The organism is Actinoallomurus acanthiterrae (assembly GCF_054775715.1).
The window spans coordinates 9,392,806-9,412,139 of sequence record NZ_BAAHCO010000001.1 but is presented as its reverse complement, the minus strand read 5'-3'; the positions used below and the strand labels follow the sequence as shown (position 1 = coordinate 9,412,139).

Genomic DNA, 19,334 nt, shown 5'->3' with positions numbered 1-19,334 from the left:
GCGGGGGCCGTCTCGTCTCCCTGGCGACGACACGGACACCCGAGAGAAAGGCCGACGACGATGTCGCGGTTGAACGTCGCCGAACTGGCACCCCAGGTATACAAGTCCTTCCTTCTGGCGGAGCAGGCGATCCGCAAGGGCCCGCTGGACGCCACCATCCGCGAGCTCGTCAAGATCCGCGCCTCGCAGATGAACAAGTGCCTGTTCTGCATCGACATGCACACCCACGAGGCGCTCGAGCTCGGCGAGAACCTCAACCGGATCATCCAGCTGCCCGCCTGGCGGGAGTCGCAGCTGTACACCGAGGCCGAGCAGGCCGCGCTGGCCTACGCCGAGGCCGCCACGAAGGGTCCGGAGGAGGTCACGGACGAGATCTGGTCCGCGGTGACCGACGCGTTCAAGGAGGACGAGGCCGCGTTCCTCGTGGCCCAGGTCGCGCAGATCAACATGTGGAACCGCGTCGCCGGCACCATGCACACCCCGCCCCCGAACCGCGACTGACACCTGCCCCGGTAACGGCGCGTCGTCCATCGGACGGCGCGCCGTTACCATACATCGGATCAATTCGCCGTCAGGGTGACAACTTCGCCCACCAGAGCGCGAATCCGAAAATATTGCTCGGATCTCTGACTTCTCTTGTCTCGGAGGTGGTGCGACGATGATCTCACCCTCACAGGTGCACGCCCACCCTCCGGGAGGTGCCCGTTGTTCCACCAGAACCTCGATCCCACCGGTTCCCTCACGGTCAGCGCCCTGCTGGCCCTTCTCCCGCTCATCGCGCTGCTCGTCCTTCTCGGCGGGCTCCGCTGGAAGGCGCACTGGGCGAGCCTCGTCGCCCTCGTCCTCGCCATCGGGGTGGCGCTGTTCACCTACTCCATGCCACTGGCCCAGACGCTCGACGCCGGACTGTACGGCGCCGTGCTCAGCGTCCTGAACATCCTCTGGATCACGTTCAACGCCATCTGGATCTACAACCTGACCGTCAAGTCGGGGCACTTCGCGGTGTTGCGGCGGGCGTTCGCCGCCGTCAGCGACGACCGCCGGGTGCAGGCGATCGTGATCGCCTTCTCGTTCGGGGCGCTGCTCGAGGCCCTGGCCGGGGGCGGCGGCCCGGTCGCGATCTGCTCCGTCATGCTCATCGCGATCGGCTTCGATCCGATCAAGGCCGCCGCGCTGGCGCTGATCGCCGACACCGCGCCGGTCGCCTTCGGCGGCCTCGGCAACCCGATCACCATCCTCGGCACCGCGACCGGCCTGAAGCCGGAGGACTTCGGCTCGATGGCGGGCCGGCAGACCGCGATCCTCGCGGTGTTCGTGCCCTTCATCCTCGTGGGCGTCGCCGACGGCCGGCGAGGGCTGCGCCAGGCCTGGCCGGCCGCCCTCACCGCCGGTGTGACGTTCGGCGTCTGTCAGTTCGTGTTCTCCAACTACTGGTCGTACCGGCTCTGCGACATCTTCGCCGCGCTGGCCTCGGCGGGCGCGATCATCCTGCTGGGCCGGGTGTGGCGGCCGGGCGAGAGCGGGACCCCGGTCGCCGCGCCGGTCATCGCGGGCGGCTCGGTCGACGACCCGGCGTTCGAGCGCCGGATCGGCCCGCCGGACGGCGACTCGAAGGCCGATGTCGTCCGGGCGTTCGCCCCGTACGCCATCGTCATCGCGCTGTTCTCGCTCGCGCAGATCGACGCCGTCAAGAACCGGCTGGCCGTCACCCCGGGCAAGCCGGTCGGCACCGTAATCGGCGTGCCGGTCGGGCACGTCTTCAAGTGGCCCGGACTGCAGCACATCACCGGCCCCTCGGGCAAGCCGGTCGCCGCCACGTACGTGCTGAACTGGATGGGCGCGACCGGCACCCTGCTGTTCGTCTCCGGGCTGCTGACGCTCGCCGCGCTGCGGATGAGCCCGCTCACGGGCCTGAAGGCGTATGCCGAGACGGTCCGTCAGTTCGGCTGGGCGATCTTCACGATCCTGTGCGTCTTCGCGCTCTCGTACGTCATGAACCTGTCCGGGCAGATCTCCACGCTCGGCGTCTGGCTGGCCAAGGCCGGCGGGCTCTTCGCGTTCCTGTCGCCCGTCGTCGGCTGGTTCGGCGTGACGATCACCGGCACCGACGCGGGTTCCAACGCGCTGTTCGGCAACCTCCAGGTGACGGCGGCGCACCAGCTGAACGTGTCGCCGGTGCTCTTCGGCGCGGCGAACACCTCCGGCGGCGTCATGGCCAAGATGATCTCCCCGCAGAACCTCGCGATCGGCACCGCCGCCGTCGGCATCGTCGGCGCGGAGGGCACGCTGTTCCGGCGGGTGTTCGGCTGGAGCGCGCTGCTGCTCCTGCTGATGTGCGTGCTCGTCTGGCTCCAGTCCACACCGGTGCTCGGCTGGATGGTCCCTTGATCTCGAGGAGGGTGATGTGACGAGACGGTTCGCGATGGACCGGCGACGTTTCCTGACGGCGGCGGCCCTGGCGGGCGGCTCCGGGCTGGCGCTGTCCGCCGTGGGCGGCCGGCCCGCGACGGCGGGCGCCGGGCGGGCCGCCCCGTCACCCGTGCTGCCGAGCCGGGCCGAGGTCATCGCCATCCTCCGCAGGGTCAACGACCACTGGATCGGCGCGCACACCGACCCCGGCGACGACAAGTGGGCCCGCGCGACGTACTTCAGCGGAGATCTGGCGCTGCACCGCCTCACCGGAGACGGCCGCTACCTCGACTACGCCCGGACCTGGGCGGAGAAGTGGTCGTACGGCCTCAACACGGGCGTGAGCACCCGGCTCGCCGACAACCAGTGCGCCGGGCAGGCGTACCTCGACCTCAATGAGGTCGAGCCGGCGAAGGAGAAGGTCGCGGCGATCGAGGAGTCCCTCCGGCTCATGGTGGAAGGCCCCGACGCGGCCAAGGACGACGACTGGTGGTGGGTCGACGCCCTGCACATGGCGATGCCGCCCTTCGCCCGCGTCGGGAGCCTCCTCGGTGACACCCGGTACTGGGACAAGATGGACGCGCTGTACGCCCACACCAAGAACGTCGAGGGCGGTCACGGCCTGTACCACGCGGCCGACGCCCTCTGGTGGCGGGACAAGCGGTTCGTGCTGCCCGGTGGCACCAAGTCGCCGAACGGCAAGAGCGTCTACTGGTCGCGCGGGAACGGCTGGGCCCTCGCGGCGTTCGCGAAGGTCCTGCCGATCCTGCCCGCCGGCCGGGCGAAGGAGTACCAGGCCCGGCTCAAGGCGATGGCCGCGGCCCTGCGGAAGGTCCAGCGCTCCGACGGCTTCTGGAACGTCGACCTCGGCGACCCGGCGCACCTGCCGGGCCCTGAGACGAGCGGCACCGCCCTGTTCGCCTACGGGATCGCGTACGGCATCAACGCGGGCCTGCTCGACCGGGCCACCTACCTTCCGGTGGTCGCACGGGCGTGGAACGGCATGGTCGCCACGGCGGTGCACCCGGACGGCGTTCTCGGCTACGTCCAGGGCGTCGGCTACGAACCGGAGTCGAGCCAGCCGGTGACGTACGACGGCACGACCGACTTCGGCGTGGGCGGCTTCCTGCTCGCCGGAACGGAGGTGGCCCGGCTCACGACGTGACCCACAGGGCTCAGCGGCGCACCGGGTCGATGCGGCGGCCGTCGTCGCCGAACAGCAGGACGCGGTCGACGTCGACGGCCAGCCGTACGGTGTCGCCCGCGGTGACGCCGGACCGTGACTCCAGCCGGAACACCACGTCGGACCGGCGGTGGGTGCCCCCGTGCGAGATCCGCTCGGCGGGGGCCTCGTCGGCGACGATCCCGGCGGTCCGCAGGATCCGGCGCAGCATGCCGCCGTCGCCGTGCCCGTTGGCCCGCCGCGTCTGAGCGGGCGGCGGCGCGTCGTTCTCGTACGGGGCCTCGGCGTCGACGTGCGGCAGGCCGGCCTCGGCGTAGGCGAGCCACTCCGAGCCGTGGAACTCCAGCGCCCGGACCCGCCCCGCCAGCAGGCCGTCCGCCGCCGGGCGCAGGGCGTCGGCGCGGAGCCCCGCCGTCACGTACGTGCCGTGGCGGGACACGAGCGCGGACGACCGGGGGTCGCTCCACGGCAGGACCAGCCGATTGTTCCCCAGGCCGAGCACGATCCCCTCGCTCTGGTCCGCCCAGACCGAGACCCGCACGAGGTTGATCGGCGGCGTGCTGAGGAAGGCCGCCACGAACATCGTGGCCGGGTCGTCGTACACCTGCTGCGGAGTGCCGACATCCTGCAGGACGCCCTGCCGCATGATGGCCACGCGGTCGGCGAGCGTGAGCGCCTCGGTCTGGTCGTGCGTGACGTAGAGCGTGGTCACGCCGAGGGAGCGGACCAGCGCGCCGATCTCCATGCGGAGCTCGGTGCGCAGGCCCGCGTCGAGGTTGGACAGGGGCTCGTCCATCAGGAAGATCCCGGGTTCGCGGATCAGCGCCCGGCCCATCGCGACCCGCTGCCGCTGGCCGCCGGACAGCGTCGACGGCAGGCGGTGCAGCGTCTCCTCGATCCCGAGCGCCCGCGACAGCTCGACGATGCGCTCGCCGGCGGCCGCCGAGTCGTCGCCGGAGATCTCCAGCGGGAACGCGATGTTGCCCCGGACGTTGCGATGCGGGTATAGCGCGCCGTTCTGGAAGACCATCGCGAGGTCGCGTTCGCGCGGCGCGAGGTGGTTGGCGAACCGGCCGCCCAGGTACAGGTCGCCGGCGGTGATCTCCTCCAGGCCCGCGACCATGCGCAGCAGCGTCGACTTCCCGCAGCCGGACGGGCCGAGGAGCACGAACAGCTCGCCGTCGGGAACGCGCAGGCTCACGTCCCGTACGGCGTGGAACCCGTCCGGGTAGACCTTGTTCACCGCATCGAGGACGACTTCCGTCATCGCTTCACCTCGCGTCACGGGACGACCCGTGGCGTGCCCACCGTCGCTCGCACGTGCTCTGTTCGCGGCCCCCGAACCACTCGATGCCGAGTGACGGCGGCATCCGCCATGGGCCGCCGAAGTTGAGTAAGTACATCGCGCCGTTCCGTGATTTGTCCATAGTGCTTTGACGCTTTTGAGGAAGGCCGATGAGCGGCTCCGGTGGGGCGTCCCCGCCGGCTTCGCTGGGGCGTCCCCGGCGGCTCCGGTGGGCGGCTCAGGTGGCTTCGCCGGGGTGTCCGGTACGGCCGCCGGTGTCCGAGGTCGCGACTAGACTGCCGACGTGGCAGGCCGGATACGTGATGAAGACATCGCCCTCGTACGTGAGCGGTCGCCGATCGACGAGGTCGTGGGGGAGTACGTCCAGCTCCGCAACGCGGGCGGCGGCGCGCTCAAAGGCCTCTGTCCGTTTCATGACGAGAAGTCGCCATCTTTCAACGTTTCGAACGGGATGTTCTACTGCTTCGGCTGTGGCGAAGGCGGCGACGCGATCGGCTTCATCCAGAAGATGGAGCACCTCTCGTTCGCCGAGGCGATCGAGCGGCTCGCCGCGAAGGCCGGCGTGCAGCTCCGCTACAGCGAGGGCGGCTACGCCCCCGGCCGGCAGAAGGGCGAGCGGACCCGCCTGGTGGAGGCGCACCGCGCCGCGGCGGAGTTCTTCGCCGAGCAGCTGATGACCCCGGCGGCCGAGATCGGCCGCCGGTTCCTCGCCGAGCGCGGCTTCGGGCGGGAGGACGCCGAGCGGTTCGGCGTCGGCTACGCGCCGAACGAATGGGAGGCGCTCGTCCGCCACCTGCGCGGCCGGGGGTTCGCCGACAAGGAGCTCATCACCGGCGGGCTGGCCAGCCAGGGGCGGCGTGGGCCCATCGACCGGTTCCGCGGCCGGCTGATCTGGCCGATCCGCGACCTCACCGGCGACGTCATCGGGTTCGGCGCGCGCCGCCTGGAGGAGCGCGACGACGGCCCGAAGTACCTCAACACCCCCGAGACGCCGCTGTTCAAGAAGGGCTCGGTGCTGTACGGCGCCGACCTGGCGAAGAAGGACATCGCCAAGCGGCGGCAGGCGGTCATCGTCGAGGGCTACACCGACGTCATGGCCTGCCACCTGGCGGGCGTGGGCACCGCCATCGCCACCTCCGGCACCTCCTTCGGCGACGAGCACATCAAGATCCTGCGCCGGCTGCTGATGGACCAGGACGAGGCCAGCGGCGAGGTGATCTTCACCTTCGATGGCGACGCCGCCGGGCAGAAGGCCGCGCTGCGGGCGTTCGAGACGGAGCACCGGTTCGCCGCCCAGACCTTCGTCGCCGTGCAGCCGGACGGCCTGGACCCCTGCGACCTGCGGTTGAAGCACGGCGACGCGGCAGTGCGCGACCTGGTCGCCTCCCGCGTGCCGCTGTTCCGGTTCGCGATCCAGGCGACCATCGCCAAGTACGACCTCGACACCACCGAGGGCCGGATCGCCGCGATCGACGCCGCCGCGCCGATCATCGCGGGGATCAGGGACCGGGGGATGCGCGACCGCTACGCCATCGACCTGGACAAGTGGACCGGCTTCCTCGACGAGCAGTTCGTGCTCCGGCGGGTCCGCGAGCACGCCACGGGCCGTCCCGGTGAGTCCCGGCGCGGCGACGCGCGCGCCCGGCGGCCCGAGCCGGCCACGGCGCCGCGGCGTCCGGCCCAGGACCCGTACGACCCGGTCGTCCAGGTGGAGCGGGAGACGCTGAAGCTCGCGGTGCAGCGGCCGGCGCTGCTCGGGCCGGCCTTCGACGCGATGCCCGAGGAGGCGCTGATCGTCCCGGGCCATGGCGCCGTACGGGCGCTGATCGCGGAGCAGGGCGGCGTCGCCTCGGCGGGCGGCGGGCCGGAGTGGGCCGGGCGGCTGCGCGACGCCGCGCCGAATGACGAGGTCAGAGACCTGATAACCGGTCTTGCCGTCGAGCCGCTCCGCTCCGCCGGAGATCCGGACGACCGATATGCCGCCGCGATGCTGTCCAGATTGCAGGAGATCCAGGTCACACGAGAGATCACTAAACTGCAGTCGAAACTCCGGCGGCTGAATCCGGTCGAGTTCCAAGACGAGTACAACCGCCTGTTCGGCGACCTCATGGCCCTTGAGCTGCAGCGAAAGGTGTTGCGGGAGCGAGCAATCAGCTCTCTGTGACCCCTGGGACTCAAAAATGGGTCCCCCGGAATCCGGGGCCCTTGCCGCACACTGTCACCGTGGGCCCTTCGGTGCTGCCAAGCGAGACGCCGCCGGTTGAACAGGTGGCGGACCTCGTCGCACGCGGCAGAGAACGTGGAATAACGGTGGACGACGTCGCCGCCGCGATCGATCGTTCCGACCTGCCGGCGGACTCGGCCGACCGGGTCGTCCGGATGCTCGCGGATCAGGGGGTGGAGGTTCTCGAGTCCGCGAGCGGACACGAGGACTCCGCGCGAGCTGATGGGGACGACCTCGGGAGGCGGGCGCCGACAAGCGACCTGGTCCGTATCTACCTGCGCGAGATCGGACGCGTACCGCTGCTCACGGCAGAAGAAGAAGTAGAACTCGCTAAATCGATCGAGGCGGGACTGTTCGCCGAGGAGAAAATGGCCCGCGCGGCCATCATCGCTCCCGGCGAACGCTCGGACCTCGAACTGCTCGCCCATGACGGAGTACGGGCGAAGCAACGACTGATCGAGGCCAATCTGCGCCTGGTGGTGTCCATCGCCAAGCGCTACGTCGGCCGCGGCATGCTGTTCCTCGATCTGATCCAGGAGGGGAATCTCGGGCTGATCCGTGCGGTCGAGAAATTCGACTACACCAAGGGGTACAAGTTCTCGACGTACGCGACGTGGTGGATTCGCCAGGCGATCACCCGCGCGATCGCGGACCAGGCCCGGACCATCCGGATCCCGGTGCACATGGTCGAGACCATCAACAAGCTGGTGCGCGTCCAGCGCCAGCTCCACCAGGATCTCGGTCGGGAGCCGACTCCCGAGGAGATCGGGGTGGAGATGGGGCTGCCGCCCGACCGGGTGGTCGAGATCCAGCGTGTCGCCCAGGAGCCGGTGTCCCTGCAGTCGCCGATCGGCGAGGAGGACTCCGACCTCGGTGACTTCATCGAGGACGCCGACGCGGTCGTGCCGATGGAGGCGGCGGCGTTCATCCTCCTCCAGGACCAGCTCGGCGGCATCCTGGGGTCGCTGTCGGACCGGGAGCAGCGGATCATCCAGCTGCGCTTCGGCCTGACGGACGGCCACCCGCGGACCCTCGAGGAGGTCGGCCGGGAGTTCGGGGTGACGCGGGAGCGTATCCGGCAGATCGAGTCGAAGACCCTGGCGAAGCTGCGGCACCCGACGCGCGCGCAGATGCTCCGGGAGTATCTGGAGTAAGGGCGGCTCTCCGGACGGCCCGTCCCTCCGGAGGCAGGCGGTCTCCAGCGGGGCCGGCGTGGTGATGTTCACACCACACCGGCCCCGCTGCCGCTTGACGAGGTGAGGTTAGGTAAAGCTAAGTTAGGTATGCCTTATCAGGTGTCCCCGGCCCATGCCCGCCACAACCGGCGTCTGACCGCACTTCGCCTCACTGGAGACCCCATGCGTCATGTCCACGTGCTCGCCGCCGCGAGCGCCGCTCTCGTCTCCCTGGCCACGCTGTCGGCGTGCGGGAAGGACGACAAGGGCGGTGCGAAGGGCGGCACCGGGGCGATCGAGGTCACCGCCACCGACTCCTCCTGCGACGTCGGCGCCAAGAGCGCGGCGGCCGGAGCCGTGACGTTCAAGGTCACCAACAAGGGCTCGCAGGTGAACGAGCTGGAGATCCTCGCGCCGGACGGCAAGATCGTCTCAGAGCGCGAGAACATCGGCCCTGGCACCGGCGCGGAGGTCACCGTCCAGCTCTCCGCCGGCACGTACAAGGTCATGTGCAGCGCCGGGATGACCGGGAAGGGCCCGTCACAGCCGATCACCGTGACCGGCCAGGGCAAGGCCGCCGACCCGCGCCTGGACCAGGCCGTCGCCGCCTACCGGACCTACGTCGCCGCGCAGGTCGACGACACCCTCTCCAAGGCGACGGAGTTCGCCGCCGCCGTGAAGAAGGGCGACGCCGAGAAGGCCAAGGAGCTGTACGCCCCCTCCCGCGTCGGGTGGGAGCGCATCGAGCCGGTCGCCGAGTCCTTCGGGGACATCGACCCGAAGGTCGACCTGCGCGAGGCCGACCTCAAGGCGGGCGAGAAGTGGACCGGCTGGCACCAGATCGAGAAGGCGCTGTGGAAGACCGGCTCGATCTCCGCTGAGGGGCCGTACGCCGACCAGCTCATCAAGGACCTGCAGACCCTCAAGGCCAAGGTCGGCACCGCCGCGATCACCGCCACCTCGATGGCCAACGGCGCCAAGGAGCTGCTCGACGAGGTGGCGACGGGCAAGGTGACCGGCGAGGAGGAGACCTTCTCCCACACCGACCTGGTCGATTTCAAGGCCAACGTCGACGGCGCGCAGAAGGTGTACGAGCTGCTCAAGCCGGTCGTTCAGGAGAAGGACGCCGACCTCGCCTCCACTCTGGACACCGAGTTCGCCAAGGTGCAGAAGCTGCTGACCAAGTTCCAGAAGGGCGACGGCTACGTCTCCTACGACAAGGTCGGCGCCAAGGACCGCAAGGACCTCTCCGACGAGGTGAACGCGCTCGGAGAGCCGCTGTCGAAGCTCGCCGGGGTGGTGGCCAAGTAATGGAGCTCAGCAGGCGCAGGCTCTTCGGGTACTCCGGTGTGACGCTGGCGGCGGGCGCCGCCGCCGGCGCCGGTCTCGTCAGCGTCGCCCAGGCGAACGACGACCGGCCCGCCGACGAGGAGGCCGTCCCCTTCTACGGCGCCCACCAGGCCGGGATCGCCACCCCCGTGCAGGACCGGCTGCACTTCGCCGCCTTCGACGTCGTCACCGACGATCGCAACCGTCTGATCCGGATGCTGAAGGAGTGGACCGCGGCCGCCGCCGCGTTCACCGGCGGGCACCCGTACGGCTCGGCCGCCGGCGGCCTCGGCGACTCACCGCCCGACGACACCGGGGAGGCGCTCGGCCTGCCCCCGGCGCGGCTCACCCTCACGGTCGGGTTCGGGCCCACGCTGTTCGAGAAGGACGGCAAGGACCGCTTCGGCCTCAAGGCCAAGCGCCCGGCCGCCCTCATCGACCTGCCGCACTTCGCCGCCGACAACCTCGACCCCACCCGCACCGGCGGCGACATCTGCGTCCAGGCCTGCGCGGACGACCCACAGGTCGCCGTGCACGCCATCCGCAACCTCGCCCGCATCGGCTTCGGCGTGGTCTCCGTACGCTGGTCGCAGCTCGGCTTCGGCAAGACGTCCTCGACGACGCCGGACAAGCAGACGCCGCGGAACATGTTCGGTTTCAAGGACGGCACCCGCAACATCGCGGGCACCGAGGCCAAGGCCCTCGACCAGCACGTCTGGGCCGCCGGCTCCGACGGAGCGGCCTGGATGGCCGGCGGCTCGTACGTCGTCGCCCGGCGCATCCGCATGCACATCGAGACCTGGGACCGCACGTCCCTGCAGGAGCAGCAGGACATCTTCGGCCGCACCAAGGGCGAGGGCAACGCGTACGGCGCCAAGAGCGAGCACGACCCGGTGCCGCTCGCCAAACTGCCCGCCACCTCCCACGTCCGGCTCGCCCACCCCGACAGCAACGGCGGCGTCCGCATCCTGCGGCGCGGCTACTCCTTCACCGACGGCACGGACGGGCTCGGCCGCCTCGACGCCGGCCTGTTCTTCATCGCCTACCAGCGGGACCCGCGCAAGCAGTTCGTCCCTCTGCAGACCAAGCTCGCCGGCAACGACGCCATGAACGAGTACGTCCAGCACGTCGGCTCGGGTATCTGGGCGTGCCCGCCCGGCGTCCGCAAGGGCGGCTACTGGGGCGAGGGCCTCTTCGGCTGAACCCGCGATGCTCGCTGAGGACCGGGCGTCGCGGGGTGGTGGGCGGGGTTGTGCACCGTCCTGCCGGGTCCGGGTGCCGCCGGGTGTAGGCGGGGTCGTGTGCCGTCCGGGTGGTTCTGCCGGTCCCGGTGTGGGCGGGGTCGTGCGCCGTCCGGGTGGTTCCGTCGGTCGGGGTGTGGGCGGGGTTGTGCGCTGTCCGGGTGGTTTCGCCGGGTCCGGGCATCGCCGGGAACGCCACGGGGCCGTACGCTGTCCCAATGGGGCCTCGGCTCATCGGCGACGAGACGGCCCTCTGGGCGGCCGCAGCCCGCGTGCTGGACGCGAACTGGACCGGTGCGGCCACGGTCCCCTCTCCAGGGCTCTATCCGCACCAGTGGAGCTGGGACTCCGCCTTCACCGGCATCGGCCTCGCCCACCATCGCCCCGATCGCGCCGAGACGGAGCTGCTGTCGTTGTTCCGCGGCCAGTGGGCGACGGGCCTGGTCCCGCACATCGTCTTCAGCTCGACCGAGCCGCGCCGCGCGTACTTCCCCGGGCCCGAGCTGTGGCTCAGCGCCGAACAGCCCGCCGCTCCGCGCGGAGTGGACACCTCCGGGCTCACCCAGCCGCCGCTCCAGGCCCTCACCGCCCTGCACGTCGTACGGGCGGCCGGCGGCGCGGACCGGTCCTTCCTCACACCGCTGTACCCCTGCCTGGTGGCCCAGCACGCCTACCTCGCCCGGGACCGTGACATCGGCGGCAGCGGCCTGGTGAGCCTGTGCCACCCGTGGGAGTCGGGGCTGGACGACAGCCCGGCGTGGGATCCGCCGCTGGCCGCCGTGGACTCACGCGGCGCGGCGTACGCGGGCGGAGACCACGACCGGTACGTCGCGCTGGTCGCCGGCATGCGGGCCGCCGGATACCGCGCGGAGTACCTCCGGGACGACCACCCCTTCGTCATCGAAGATCCGCTGTTCAACGCGGTCTACCTGGCGTCCACGCACGCGCTGGCCGAGCTCGCCGACCTGGTCGGGGCCGATCCGCGTCCCTACCGGGAGGCCGCAGAGCGCATCCACGACGCCCTCCTGGAGCGCCTGTGGGACGAGTCGGCCGGCTGCTTCCGGGCCCGCGACCTGCGGACCGGGCGGCTGATCGAGGAGACGACCGTCGCCGGCTTCGCCCCGCTCCTGGACCCGGAGTTGCCCGAGGAGATCGTGCGTTCGCTGGCGGACCTGCTGCTGTCGGCGCACTTCGCCGGAGCGGCCGGCTATCCGGTGCCGACCTGCGACATCCAGTCGGAGGCGTTCGACCGCGGCGCGTACTGGCGGGGGCCGACCTGGGTCAACACCAACTGGCTGCTGTGGGCCGGGGCCCGTGCGCACGGGCTCGGCACGGTCGCGGACCTGCTGTTCGGGTCGACGGTCCGGCTGGTGCGGCAGTCCGGGTTCCGGGAGTACTTCGATCCGTTCGACGGCAGTGGCCGTGGCAGCCACGACTTCAGCTGGTCGGCGGCGCTGGTGCTCGATCTGCTGACCGCGCGCCGCGCACCATGATCGCGGCGTTGGAGCGTGATCTGCCATGCGAGCCGCGCGCCCTGATCGGGACGTTATAGCGTGACCTGCCATGCGACTGACGTGGCGCAAGAACGTGCCGGACGGCGTGGCCGTCGAGCGGGGAGAGCGTGTCCTGGCGGTCGGCGGCGAGACCGTCGCGACCGATGCCGCCCTTTACCTCCCCGGAGCAGACGAGCACATCCGGCTGCCGTGGGAGCAGGTGGAGCAGGCCACCTGGCAGGACGGCGTCCTGCTGGTCCGTGAGGTCGGCGGCCGGCGCCACACCGTACGGCTGGCGGAGCCCGGCTCGGTGCCCGAGGCCGTCCGCGAGCGCGTCACCGCCACCGTCGTCGTCAGCACCCACGTCAAGCTGCCCGCCGGGGGAGTGCGGATCGTCGGCCGCCGGCCGCCCACGGCCGACGGCATCCTGGGCTGGACGTTCGTCTTCGACCGGGGCCTCGACCCCGACGACCCGGGCCTGCTGGCCCAAGCCGAGCAGGCACTCGAGGAGATCCGCCGGCAGACGGGCCTGTAGGGCCGGCGGCCCCGGCGGACGAATACGCCCGGACCGGTCTCGCGGCCGGTCCGGGCGTGATCAGGGCGGTCGGCGGCCCAGGCGTGGCCGGCCGGGCCGCCGGTTCAGGTGATGTCGGCGGGCTCGTCGCCGGAGCGGGCGGCGTGACCGGGGCGGTCGGTGAGGCTGGTGGGGGCCGACTGGCCGGTCCGGTGGATGCCGGGGACCTTCTCCTGCACCTTGCCGCTCACGGTCTGGACCTTGTCTCCGACCTTCTGCCGGGCCGTCCCGGCCAGCTCACCGGCCTGGGCGCGCAGGACGCCCGCGGCCTCCTGCACGGTGGGGTTCTCAGCGACCTGCCGGGACAGTCGTTTGATCTGCTCGTAGCGCTCCCGGCCGGCACGCGTCCCCAGTACGTATCCGGCCGCCGCCCCTGCGAGGAACACAGCGCGGTATTTCATGATCAACTCCTCTGCTTAGTCGCCGTAGGACATACCGTTCCCTTTCAGTGTGCAGGTATGGGTTCCTGTTCACCGGCACGTCCCGAACGGTGGTGGGCGTGCTGGTCGCCCGCGTTCGCTCCACGCCCGGGCGGCACGACTCGTGGTCGTGGTCCGGGGATGCGGGGGCGGGGTTCCTCACGTCCTGGGAGACCTGATGGGGCCTGGGCGGTCCGATGCCCCTGCTCATCGCTCTGGTGAGCAGGGGGCGGTATCGTCCGTCGCCGGATCGGGTGTCCCAGGGCGCGTCGTCCGATTGCGATGCTGGCGGCATCGTGTCGGGTGATCGTGCGGTTGGGGGTGGTCATGGGTTTCTGCCAGTGCTGGGCGCCCCACTTGGAGGTGTAGGCCGGGTCTACGGCCACGATCGCCATACCGTGGCCGCTGGCCATCGCCACCAGCCGGGCCTTTAGCCGGGCGGTGGGGAACCGGGAGATCAGGTTGCGGAAGCGCTTGCGGCGACCGTGTTTCTCCCGGGTCTTTTCTTGTTCGAAGTTCAGGTCTTCGATCGCGATCGCCGCTACTCCGCAGCGTTTGGTCCAGTGCAGTAGTCGTGTGATCGCGTGGCGGATCTGGGCATCGCGGTGATCGGCTGACCCGGAAAGGTCGAAGAAGAACCGGCGGGGCGCGCCGATCGGGTTGCCGTGGATGTCCAGTTGCCAGGCGGCGAGGTGATCGTTGTTGGTGTCCACCCCGACCACACCGTGCGCCAGGGCAGCCCGCAACGGGACCGTTGTGACCGGTGGGCGTTGCCAGGACGCGGTGACATGCCAGCGGTCCCGGGCCGGGTCGTGGTGGATGCGGTAGGCCACCGCCCGGTTCCCTGCGATCCGGTCCGCCCATTCGACATGCCGGTGCGCGAAGGTCACCTGGGCGGTCAGGATGTACCGGCCGTTGGCGGCGTTCGCCAGATCCGCGAGGGGTGCGGGCAGTTTGATGGAGATCTGCCCGTTGGGGGTTATGCGGATGGTCTCGTTGCCGAACGGTTTCCCGCTCTCGCCATCAGCGGCCAGGAACCAGCGCGCCGCCTCCCACCGCGCCCGCCACTGCTCCTCGGTCAGCTCGGCTCGCTCCAGGTGGTGGCGGGTGTTGGCCAGCCGTTTGCCGCCGCGTACGATGCGGACCCGCCCGGCCCGCCAGTCCGCCACCACCGCCGCGTGCCGGGCCTGGAGCGTGGCCAGGCGGCGGGATTTGGCGTGCCACTCCTCCGCCGACCGGTACCCACCCGGTGCGCGTTTGGTCCCGGGTTGCCCGACCGGCAGGGACAGCCGATGCTTCAGCGTGGCGATGCCGGCATCGAGGGAGCGCACGTGGGCGACTTGGTTACGACGCGCTAACGCCCACTGATCATGACTGGCCTTCGTGATCGATCCGGCCCACCGCGACGACGATTCGGCGGTCAATTCTCGCTTACGCGCCGCCCACCTGTCGCTGTCGTGGCCCAGGCCGTCGGCGCACCTGGCCTTCAGATCACCTGAAGCCAACGCCCCCAGATGCACGCCCACCGCCCGCAACACCTTCTCATCGCGAGCGGTCAGATGCTTGAGCCGATCACGGATCGCAACACCCGACGGTCCCGAGGCCACGAACGGCGCGGCGACCCCACGGCCAGGTCCGCCGACCGGGGAGGAAACGGGACGCGAGGCTGAACGCACGTTCGAAGGCTAGCGGCACTCCGGTTGTAGCGTCAACTCAGTGTAATCATTTGGACGCATCGTGTTAGTAGAAGTGTTCATATGCGGCCAGCCGGTGCCGGTCGGGGCGCTCGATCGTTCTCGTGCACACTTACGGCCTCGGAGACGAACTGTTGACTACCCCGAAGAGCGCGGGCCAGTCGAGGAAACGAACACGTGCGTTATGCGCTAACCTTGTGCGCGTTGGGGCGGCCAGCGGTGTGGGCGGCCTTATCAGTGTGATCCCCCGTAGCTCAATTGGCAGAGCGTCCGGCTGTTAACCGGCAGGTTACTGGTTCGAGTCCAGTCGGGGGAGCCAACGAGAGGGCTGGGCTCATCGAGTCCGGCCCTTTGTCGTACCCCGGGGCGGCTCGCCCGTACGGGCCGCACAAGCGACGCACAAGCGGCGGTTGCGACGCTTGCCGACGCATTCCCCCTCAACCCCGGAGGTTGGCAGATGCGTCGTCCTTCCTGGCACCGGCTGCGTACCGGAGCCGCAATCATCCCCGCCACCGTCCTCGTCGCCGCCGCTATCCCCGCGACCGCCCACGCCGCGCCCGCCCGTACGGTGTCCACGCCGGTCAGCGTCTCCACGGCCGGGCAGGCGTCCCCGCTCAGCGCCGGCGACGGGTCGGCCGCCGGAGCCGTCCAGTGGATGAAGAACCACGTCGGCAGCACCGGCTGGGAGCACTACTGCGAGAAGGCGGTCGAGAACGCCTACGGCACGACCGGGGTGTGGGCCTCGGCGATCGCCCACTGGAACGGCGCCACCCACCACAGCGGCACCAAGCCCCCCGCAGGGTCCTTCGTGTACTGGAACATCAGCTCCTACGGGCACGTCGGCATCGCCGACGGCAACGGCGGGTTCTACTCGACCAGCATCGGCGGCAAGATCGGGCACGCGTCGAGCGTGAGCCACTTCAGCCACTACCTGGGCTGGACGGCTGCGGCGGTGCCCCACCGGTGACGATGGGGAGGGTGCCGTCCACGGGGGCGGCACCCTCCCCGAGCACCGCCGCCAGCCGGGACCGCGTCCGCGCCTCCCACAGGGGCACGTCGAGGCGGCGGAAGAGGTCCAGGGCCTCCTCCAGGCACGCGACCGCCCGTACGGTGTCGTCGGCGTCGTGAGCCGCTCCGCCGAGGGCCCACAGCGTGGACGCCTCGCCGAAGAGATCACCCTGTTCGCGGAACGCCGTGAGGCAGCGGTCGAGAAGGTCGATCCCCGCCCGCGGGTGGCCTTCGGCGGTCAGGACCATCGCCCGCAGGCGGAGGGACCGGATCTCGGCGAGACCGTCACCGAACCGCCGGAACAGCCCGATGGCACGCGTCGCGTGCCGGTGCGCGGCCGCGAGGTCGGTACGGGAGTGATAGTGCGTCGCGGCGAGAAAGCGCAGGACATGCGCCTCCCCGTACTCGTCGCCCGCCGAGCGGAAGGTCTCCAGCGCCCGGTCCAGGTGGGCGAGGGAGGCGGCCGGGTCTCCCCGGTCACGGTGGACCAGACCCAGGTTGAGCAGGCTGTTGGCCCGTCCCGTGGGGTCGTCGTGCCGTTCGGCGATCCGCATGGCCTCCTGGAAGCAGGCGAACGCGTCGTCCAACCGGTCGCAGATGTGGTGGACGTCGCCGAGCGCGTTCAGGGCCCGGGCCGCACGGACCGGCGCGCCGAGTTCCCGGCTCCCGGTGACGGCGGCGGTCAGGTGCCTGTCCGCGTCCTTGTACCGGTCCTGCGCGGTCGCGAGGAGCCCGAGGCCGTAGCGCATCGCGGTCTCTCCCCACCGGTCGCCGCACGCCCGCGCCGCCGTCAGGGCTACCTCGTGCGTACGGCGCCAGTCGTCCCAGTGTCCGCGCAGGTCGTGAAAGCTCAGCAGGGATGCGGCCAGCCGCCACGAAAGCTCCGCCGCGCCCACGGAGGCCGCCCGGTGGACCGCCATGGCGAGGACCTGCCGGTTCGCCTCGAACCACGCGAGCGGCGCCTCCGCCACACCCGCAGCCGTCGCCCCGCCGGCCGCGGCATCACCGGCGGTCACGCCGGCGTCGTTGGCATCCGAGGCCCCGGAGCCCGCAGCCGCCGCGCTCCCGGCCATCGCATCCGCGCGCGTCGCATCCGCGCGCGTCGCGTCGGTGGACGCCGTGCCCGCCGCTGTCGCATCCGCGGGCGTCGCGTCGCCGATCGTCGCGCCCGCCCCTGACGTGTCCGCCGGGATCGCGCCGGGGGCCGTCGCGCTCGTCGCTGTCGTATCCGCGGGTGCCGCATCCATGGGGGTCGTGTCGGCCGGGGTGGCTTCGGCGGACGTCGGCCGGTTCGGGCGGGGAGGCGGGTCCGGTAGGCGCAGCCGACGGCTCGGGAGCGCCTCGTCGGCCCGCTCGGCGAGGTCCAGCAGCGCCCGCAGTACCCGCAGCACGGCCGCGTCCCGCGCCTCCGGGGCTTCGGCACCGAGGGCCTGTTCGCGGGCGAACAGGCGGACAAGATCGTGGCAGCGGTAGCGGGGGCCGTCCGGGGCGCCCGCCCGGCCGGGTTCCAGCAGGCGGGCGTCGACCAGGGCGTCGATCACGTCCTCGGCCTCGGGCACCGGCCGGTCGAGGAGAGCGGCGACCATCCAGGGCGTCACGTCGGGCAGGTCGAGCAGTCCGATCAGGTGGAACGGCCGCCGGTGCGCGGGAGGCAGGGCGTCCTGGCTCAGCGCGATGCTGGAGCGGACCTCCAGGTCTCCGGCGGCCAGGCGGTCGAGCCGCCGGTGCTCGTCGGCGAGCTGGCCCGCGAGCCGGTCCAGGGTCCACTCGGGGCGCCCGGCCAGGCGCGCCGCCGCGATCCGTACGGCCAGGGGCAGGTGGCCGCACTGCGCGACGAGAGTGCGGGCGCGGTCCTCCTCTGCGAGGATCCGCCGCCGGCCGATCACCCCGGCCAGCAGGTCGATGGCGTCGTCCGGGGCGAGGACGTCGAGGTCGATCAGGTCGGCGTACTCCAGCCCGATGAGCGGTGACCGGCTGGTGATGAACGCGGCACAGCCCGGTGTGCCGGGGATCAGGGGTCGTACCTGCGCCTCGTCGACGGCGTTGTCGAGGACGAGGAGTACGCGGCGGCCCGCGAGCCGGTCGCGCAGCAGCGCCGCCCGGTCGTCCACGCCGCCTCTGATCCGGCCGCCCCAGACGCCGAGCAGGCGCAGGAACCGGTCGAGCGCGGCCGCCGGGTCCATCGGATGGCCGGTGGTGCCGCCGAGGTCGACGTGGATCCGCCCGTCGGGGTACCGGTCGGCCAGCCGGTGGGCGGCGTGTACGACGAGCGTCGTCTTCCCCACCCCGGCCATGCCCGCCACGGCGCGTACGGAGGGACCGGCGTCCGTACGAGGGGGCGCGAGCAGCCGCGCCAGCTCGGCGTCCCGGCCGACGAAGTGCGGGACGTCCGGCGGCAGCGCGAACGGGCTGTGCTCCTCCCGCGGCGCCGGATCCAGGGCGGGGTCGGCGGTCAGGACGGCGTGCTCCAGCCGGCGCAGCCGCGGCCCCGGCTCGACCCCGAGCTCCCGCGTGAGGACGGCCCGGGCGTCCCGGTACGCCTCGAGGGCCTCGGCACGGCGCCCGGCCCGGTACAGGGCGAGCATCAACTGGGCGCGGAGCTCCTCGCGGAAGGGGTGGGCCGTCACGAGCGCGGTCAGCTCGCCGATCAGCTCCAGGTGCCGTCCGACGCGGAGATCGGCGTCGATGCGCCGCTCGACCGCCCGCGCGCGCATCTCGGCCAGCCGGCGCCTCCTCGCGCCACAGGACGCCGGAGCCCACATCGGTCAGGGGCTCCCCGCGCCACAGCCCGAGGGCCTCGTGGAGCAGGCCGGCCTCGGCGTCCGCGTCGCCGCCCGCCGCCGCCCGGTCCGCCTCCTCGACCAGCCGGGTGAACCGGTGCGCGTCGATCCGCTCGGGGTCCACGCGCAGCAGGTATCCCGCCGGCTCGGTGACGATGGCCACATCCGGCACGCCGGCCAGCGCCCGGCGGATCCGCAGCACGTACCCCTGGAGGGTGAGCCGCGCGCTCGACGGCGGGTCGTCCCCCCAGATCCGCTCGGCGAGTTCCTCCGTCGGCACCACCCGGTTGGCGCGCAGGACCAGGGCGATGAGCAGGGCACGCTGTTTAGGCGCGTCGATCCGGATCCGGCGTTCGCCGTCGACGAGCTCGAACGGGCCGAGAAAGCGAATATCCATCGCGGCTCCCGGGCGGTCGGCGGGGAGGAGCCGCCCGCGCCCAGAATGCCGACAACCCCGAAGGTGATCAAGAGCGGCCGGTTCGTTTTCTCCCCCCTGAGG

General features: G+C 71.4%; 13 protein-coding genes, 1 tRNA gene and 1 pseudogene. 11 read left to right on the top strand and 4 right to left on the bottom strand.

Annotation, left to right across the window (positions count from 1 at the left end):
- Positions 1-69 precede the first annotated feature (69 nt).
- The 3 genes from ACYVF7_RS44315 (at position 70) to ACYVF7_RS44305 (ending at position 3,574) form a co-directional block, all read left to right on the top strand.
- A complete protein-coding gene (locus ACYVF7_RS44315; RefSeq protein WP_460351971.1) occupies positions 70-501 on the top strand; it encodes a carboxymuconolactone decarboxylase family protein in 432 nt (143 codons plus the stop codon).
- A gap of 204 nt (positions 502-705) precedes the next feature.
- The gene (locus ACYVF7_RS44310; RefSeq protein ID WP_460351970.1) at positions 706-2,388 is read left to right on the top strand and encodes an L-lactate permease; all 1,683 of its coding nucleotides are present in this window, start codon (positions 706-708) and stop codon (positions 2,386-2,388) included.
- A 16-nt stretch (positions 2,389-2,404) separates the two neighbouring features.
- Entirely contained in the window at positions 2,405-3,574 is a 1,170-nt protein-coding gene (locus ACYVF7_RS44305; RefSeq protein WP_460351969.1) for a glycoside hydrolase family 88/105 protein, read from the top strand.
- Between the two features lie 10 nt (positions 3,575-3,584).
- Here ACYVF7_RS44305 and ACYVF7_RS44300 read toward each other — a convergent pair whose 3' ends face one another.
- Positions 3,585-4,859 (bottom strand): ABC transporter ATP-binding protein, encoded by a 1,275-nt coding sequence (locus tag ACYVF7_RS44300; protein ID WP_460351968.1) that lies wholly within the window; start codon positions 4,857-4,859, stop codon positions 3,585-3,587.
- Positions 4,860-5,181: 322 nt separating this feature from the next.
- On the opposite strand from ACYVF7_RS44300, the gene dnaG reads away from it, so the two are divergent.
- The 6 genes from dnaG to ACYVF7_RS44270 all read left to right on the top strand — a co-directional run bounded on the left by dnaG (position 5,182) and on the right by ACYVF7_RS44270 (position 12,895).
- Positions 5,182-7,062, top strand: coding sequence for a DNA primase (gene dnaG / locus ACYVF7_RS44295; protein WP_460351967.1), 1,881 nt, complete (start codon positions 5,182-5,184; stop codon positions 7,060-7,062).
- Positions 7,063-7,133: 71 nt separating this feature from the next.
- Positions 7,134-8,276, top strand: coding sequence for an RNA polymerase sigma factor RpoD (gene rpoD / locus ACYVF7_RS44290; protein ID WP_460358454.1), 1,143 nt, complete (start codon positions 7,134-7,136; stop codon positions 8,274-8,276).
- A 204-nt stretch (positions 8,277-8,480) separates the two neighbouring features.
- Positions 8,481-9,608, top strand: coding sequence for an iron uptake system protein EfeO (gene efeO / locus ACYVF7_RS44285; protein WP_460351966.1), 1,128 nt, complete (start codon positions 8,481-8,483; stop codon positions 9,606-9,608).
- On the top strand, positions 9,608-10,828 hold the full coding sequence (gene efeB, locus ACYVF7_RS44280; RefSeq protein ID WP_460351965.1) for an iron uptake transporter deferrochelatase/peroxidase subunit: 1,221 nt from the start codon (positions 9,608-9,610) through the stop codon (positions 10,826-10,828). The genes efeO and efeB overlap by 1 nt, the downstream gene beginning before the upstream one ends.
- Before the next feature lie 257 nt (positions 10,829-11,085).
- Entirely contained in the window at positions 11,086-12,360 is a 1,275-nt protein-coding gene (locus ACYVF7_RS44275; protein ID WP_460351964.1) for an amylo-alpha-1,6-glucosidase, read from the top strand.
- Positions 12,361-12,430: 70 nt separating this feature from the next.
- Positions 12,431-12,895 (top strand): hypothetical protein, encoded by a 465-nt coding sequence (locus ACYVF7_RS44270; protein ID WP_460351963.1) that lies wholly within the window; start codon positions 12,431-12,433, stop codon positions 12,893-12,895.
- 104 nt (positions 12,896-12,999) lie between these two features.
- Here ACYVF7_RS44270 and ACYVF7_RS44265 read toward each other — a convergent pair whose 3' ends face one another.
- The gene (locus ACYVF7_RS44265) at positions 13,000-13,335 is read right to left on the bottom strand and encodes a hypothetical protein (RefSeq protein WP_460351962.1); all 336 of its coding nucleotides are present in this window, start codon (positions 13,333-13,335) and stop codon (positions 13,000-13,002) included.
- Positions 13,336-13,379: 44 nt separating this feature from the next.
- On the bottom strand, positions 13,380-14,684 hold the full coding sequence (locus ACYVF7_RS44260) for an IS200/IS605 family accessory protein TnpB-related protein (RefSeq protein WP_460351961.1): 1,305 nt from the start codon (positions 14,682-14,684) through the stop codon (positions 13,380-13,382).
- 606 nt (positions 14,685-15,290) lie between these two features.
- On the opposite strand from ACYVF7_RS44260, the gene ACYVF7_RS44255 reads away from it, so the two are divergent.
- Positions 15,291-15,366 (top strand) — tRNA-Asn (locus tag ACYVF7_RS44255).
- A gap of 138 nt (positions 15,367-15,504) precedes the next feature.
- A complete protein-coding gene (locus ACYVF7_RS44250) occupies positions 15,505-16,014 on the top strand; it encodes a hypothetical protein (RefSeq protein WP_460351960.1) in 510 nt (169 codons plus the stop codon).
- On the opposite strand, the pseudogene ACYVF7_RS44245 reads toward ACYVF7_RS44250, so the two are convergent.
- A pseudogene (locus ACYVF7_RS44245) lies at positions 15,968-19,156 on the bottom strand (AfsR/SARP family transcriptional regulator); the annotation flags it as partial. The gene ACYVF7_RS44250 and the pseudogene ACYVF7_RS44245 sit on opposite strands and share 47 nt — an antisense overlap.
- Between the last annotated feature and the right edge of the window lie 178 nt (positions 19,157-19,334).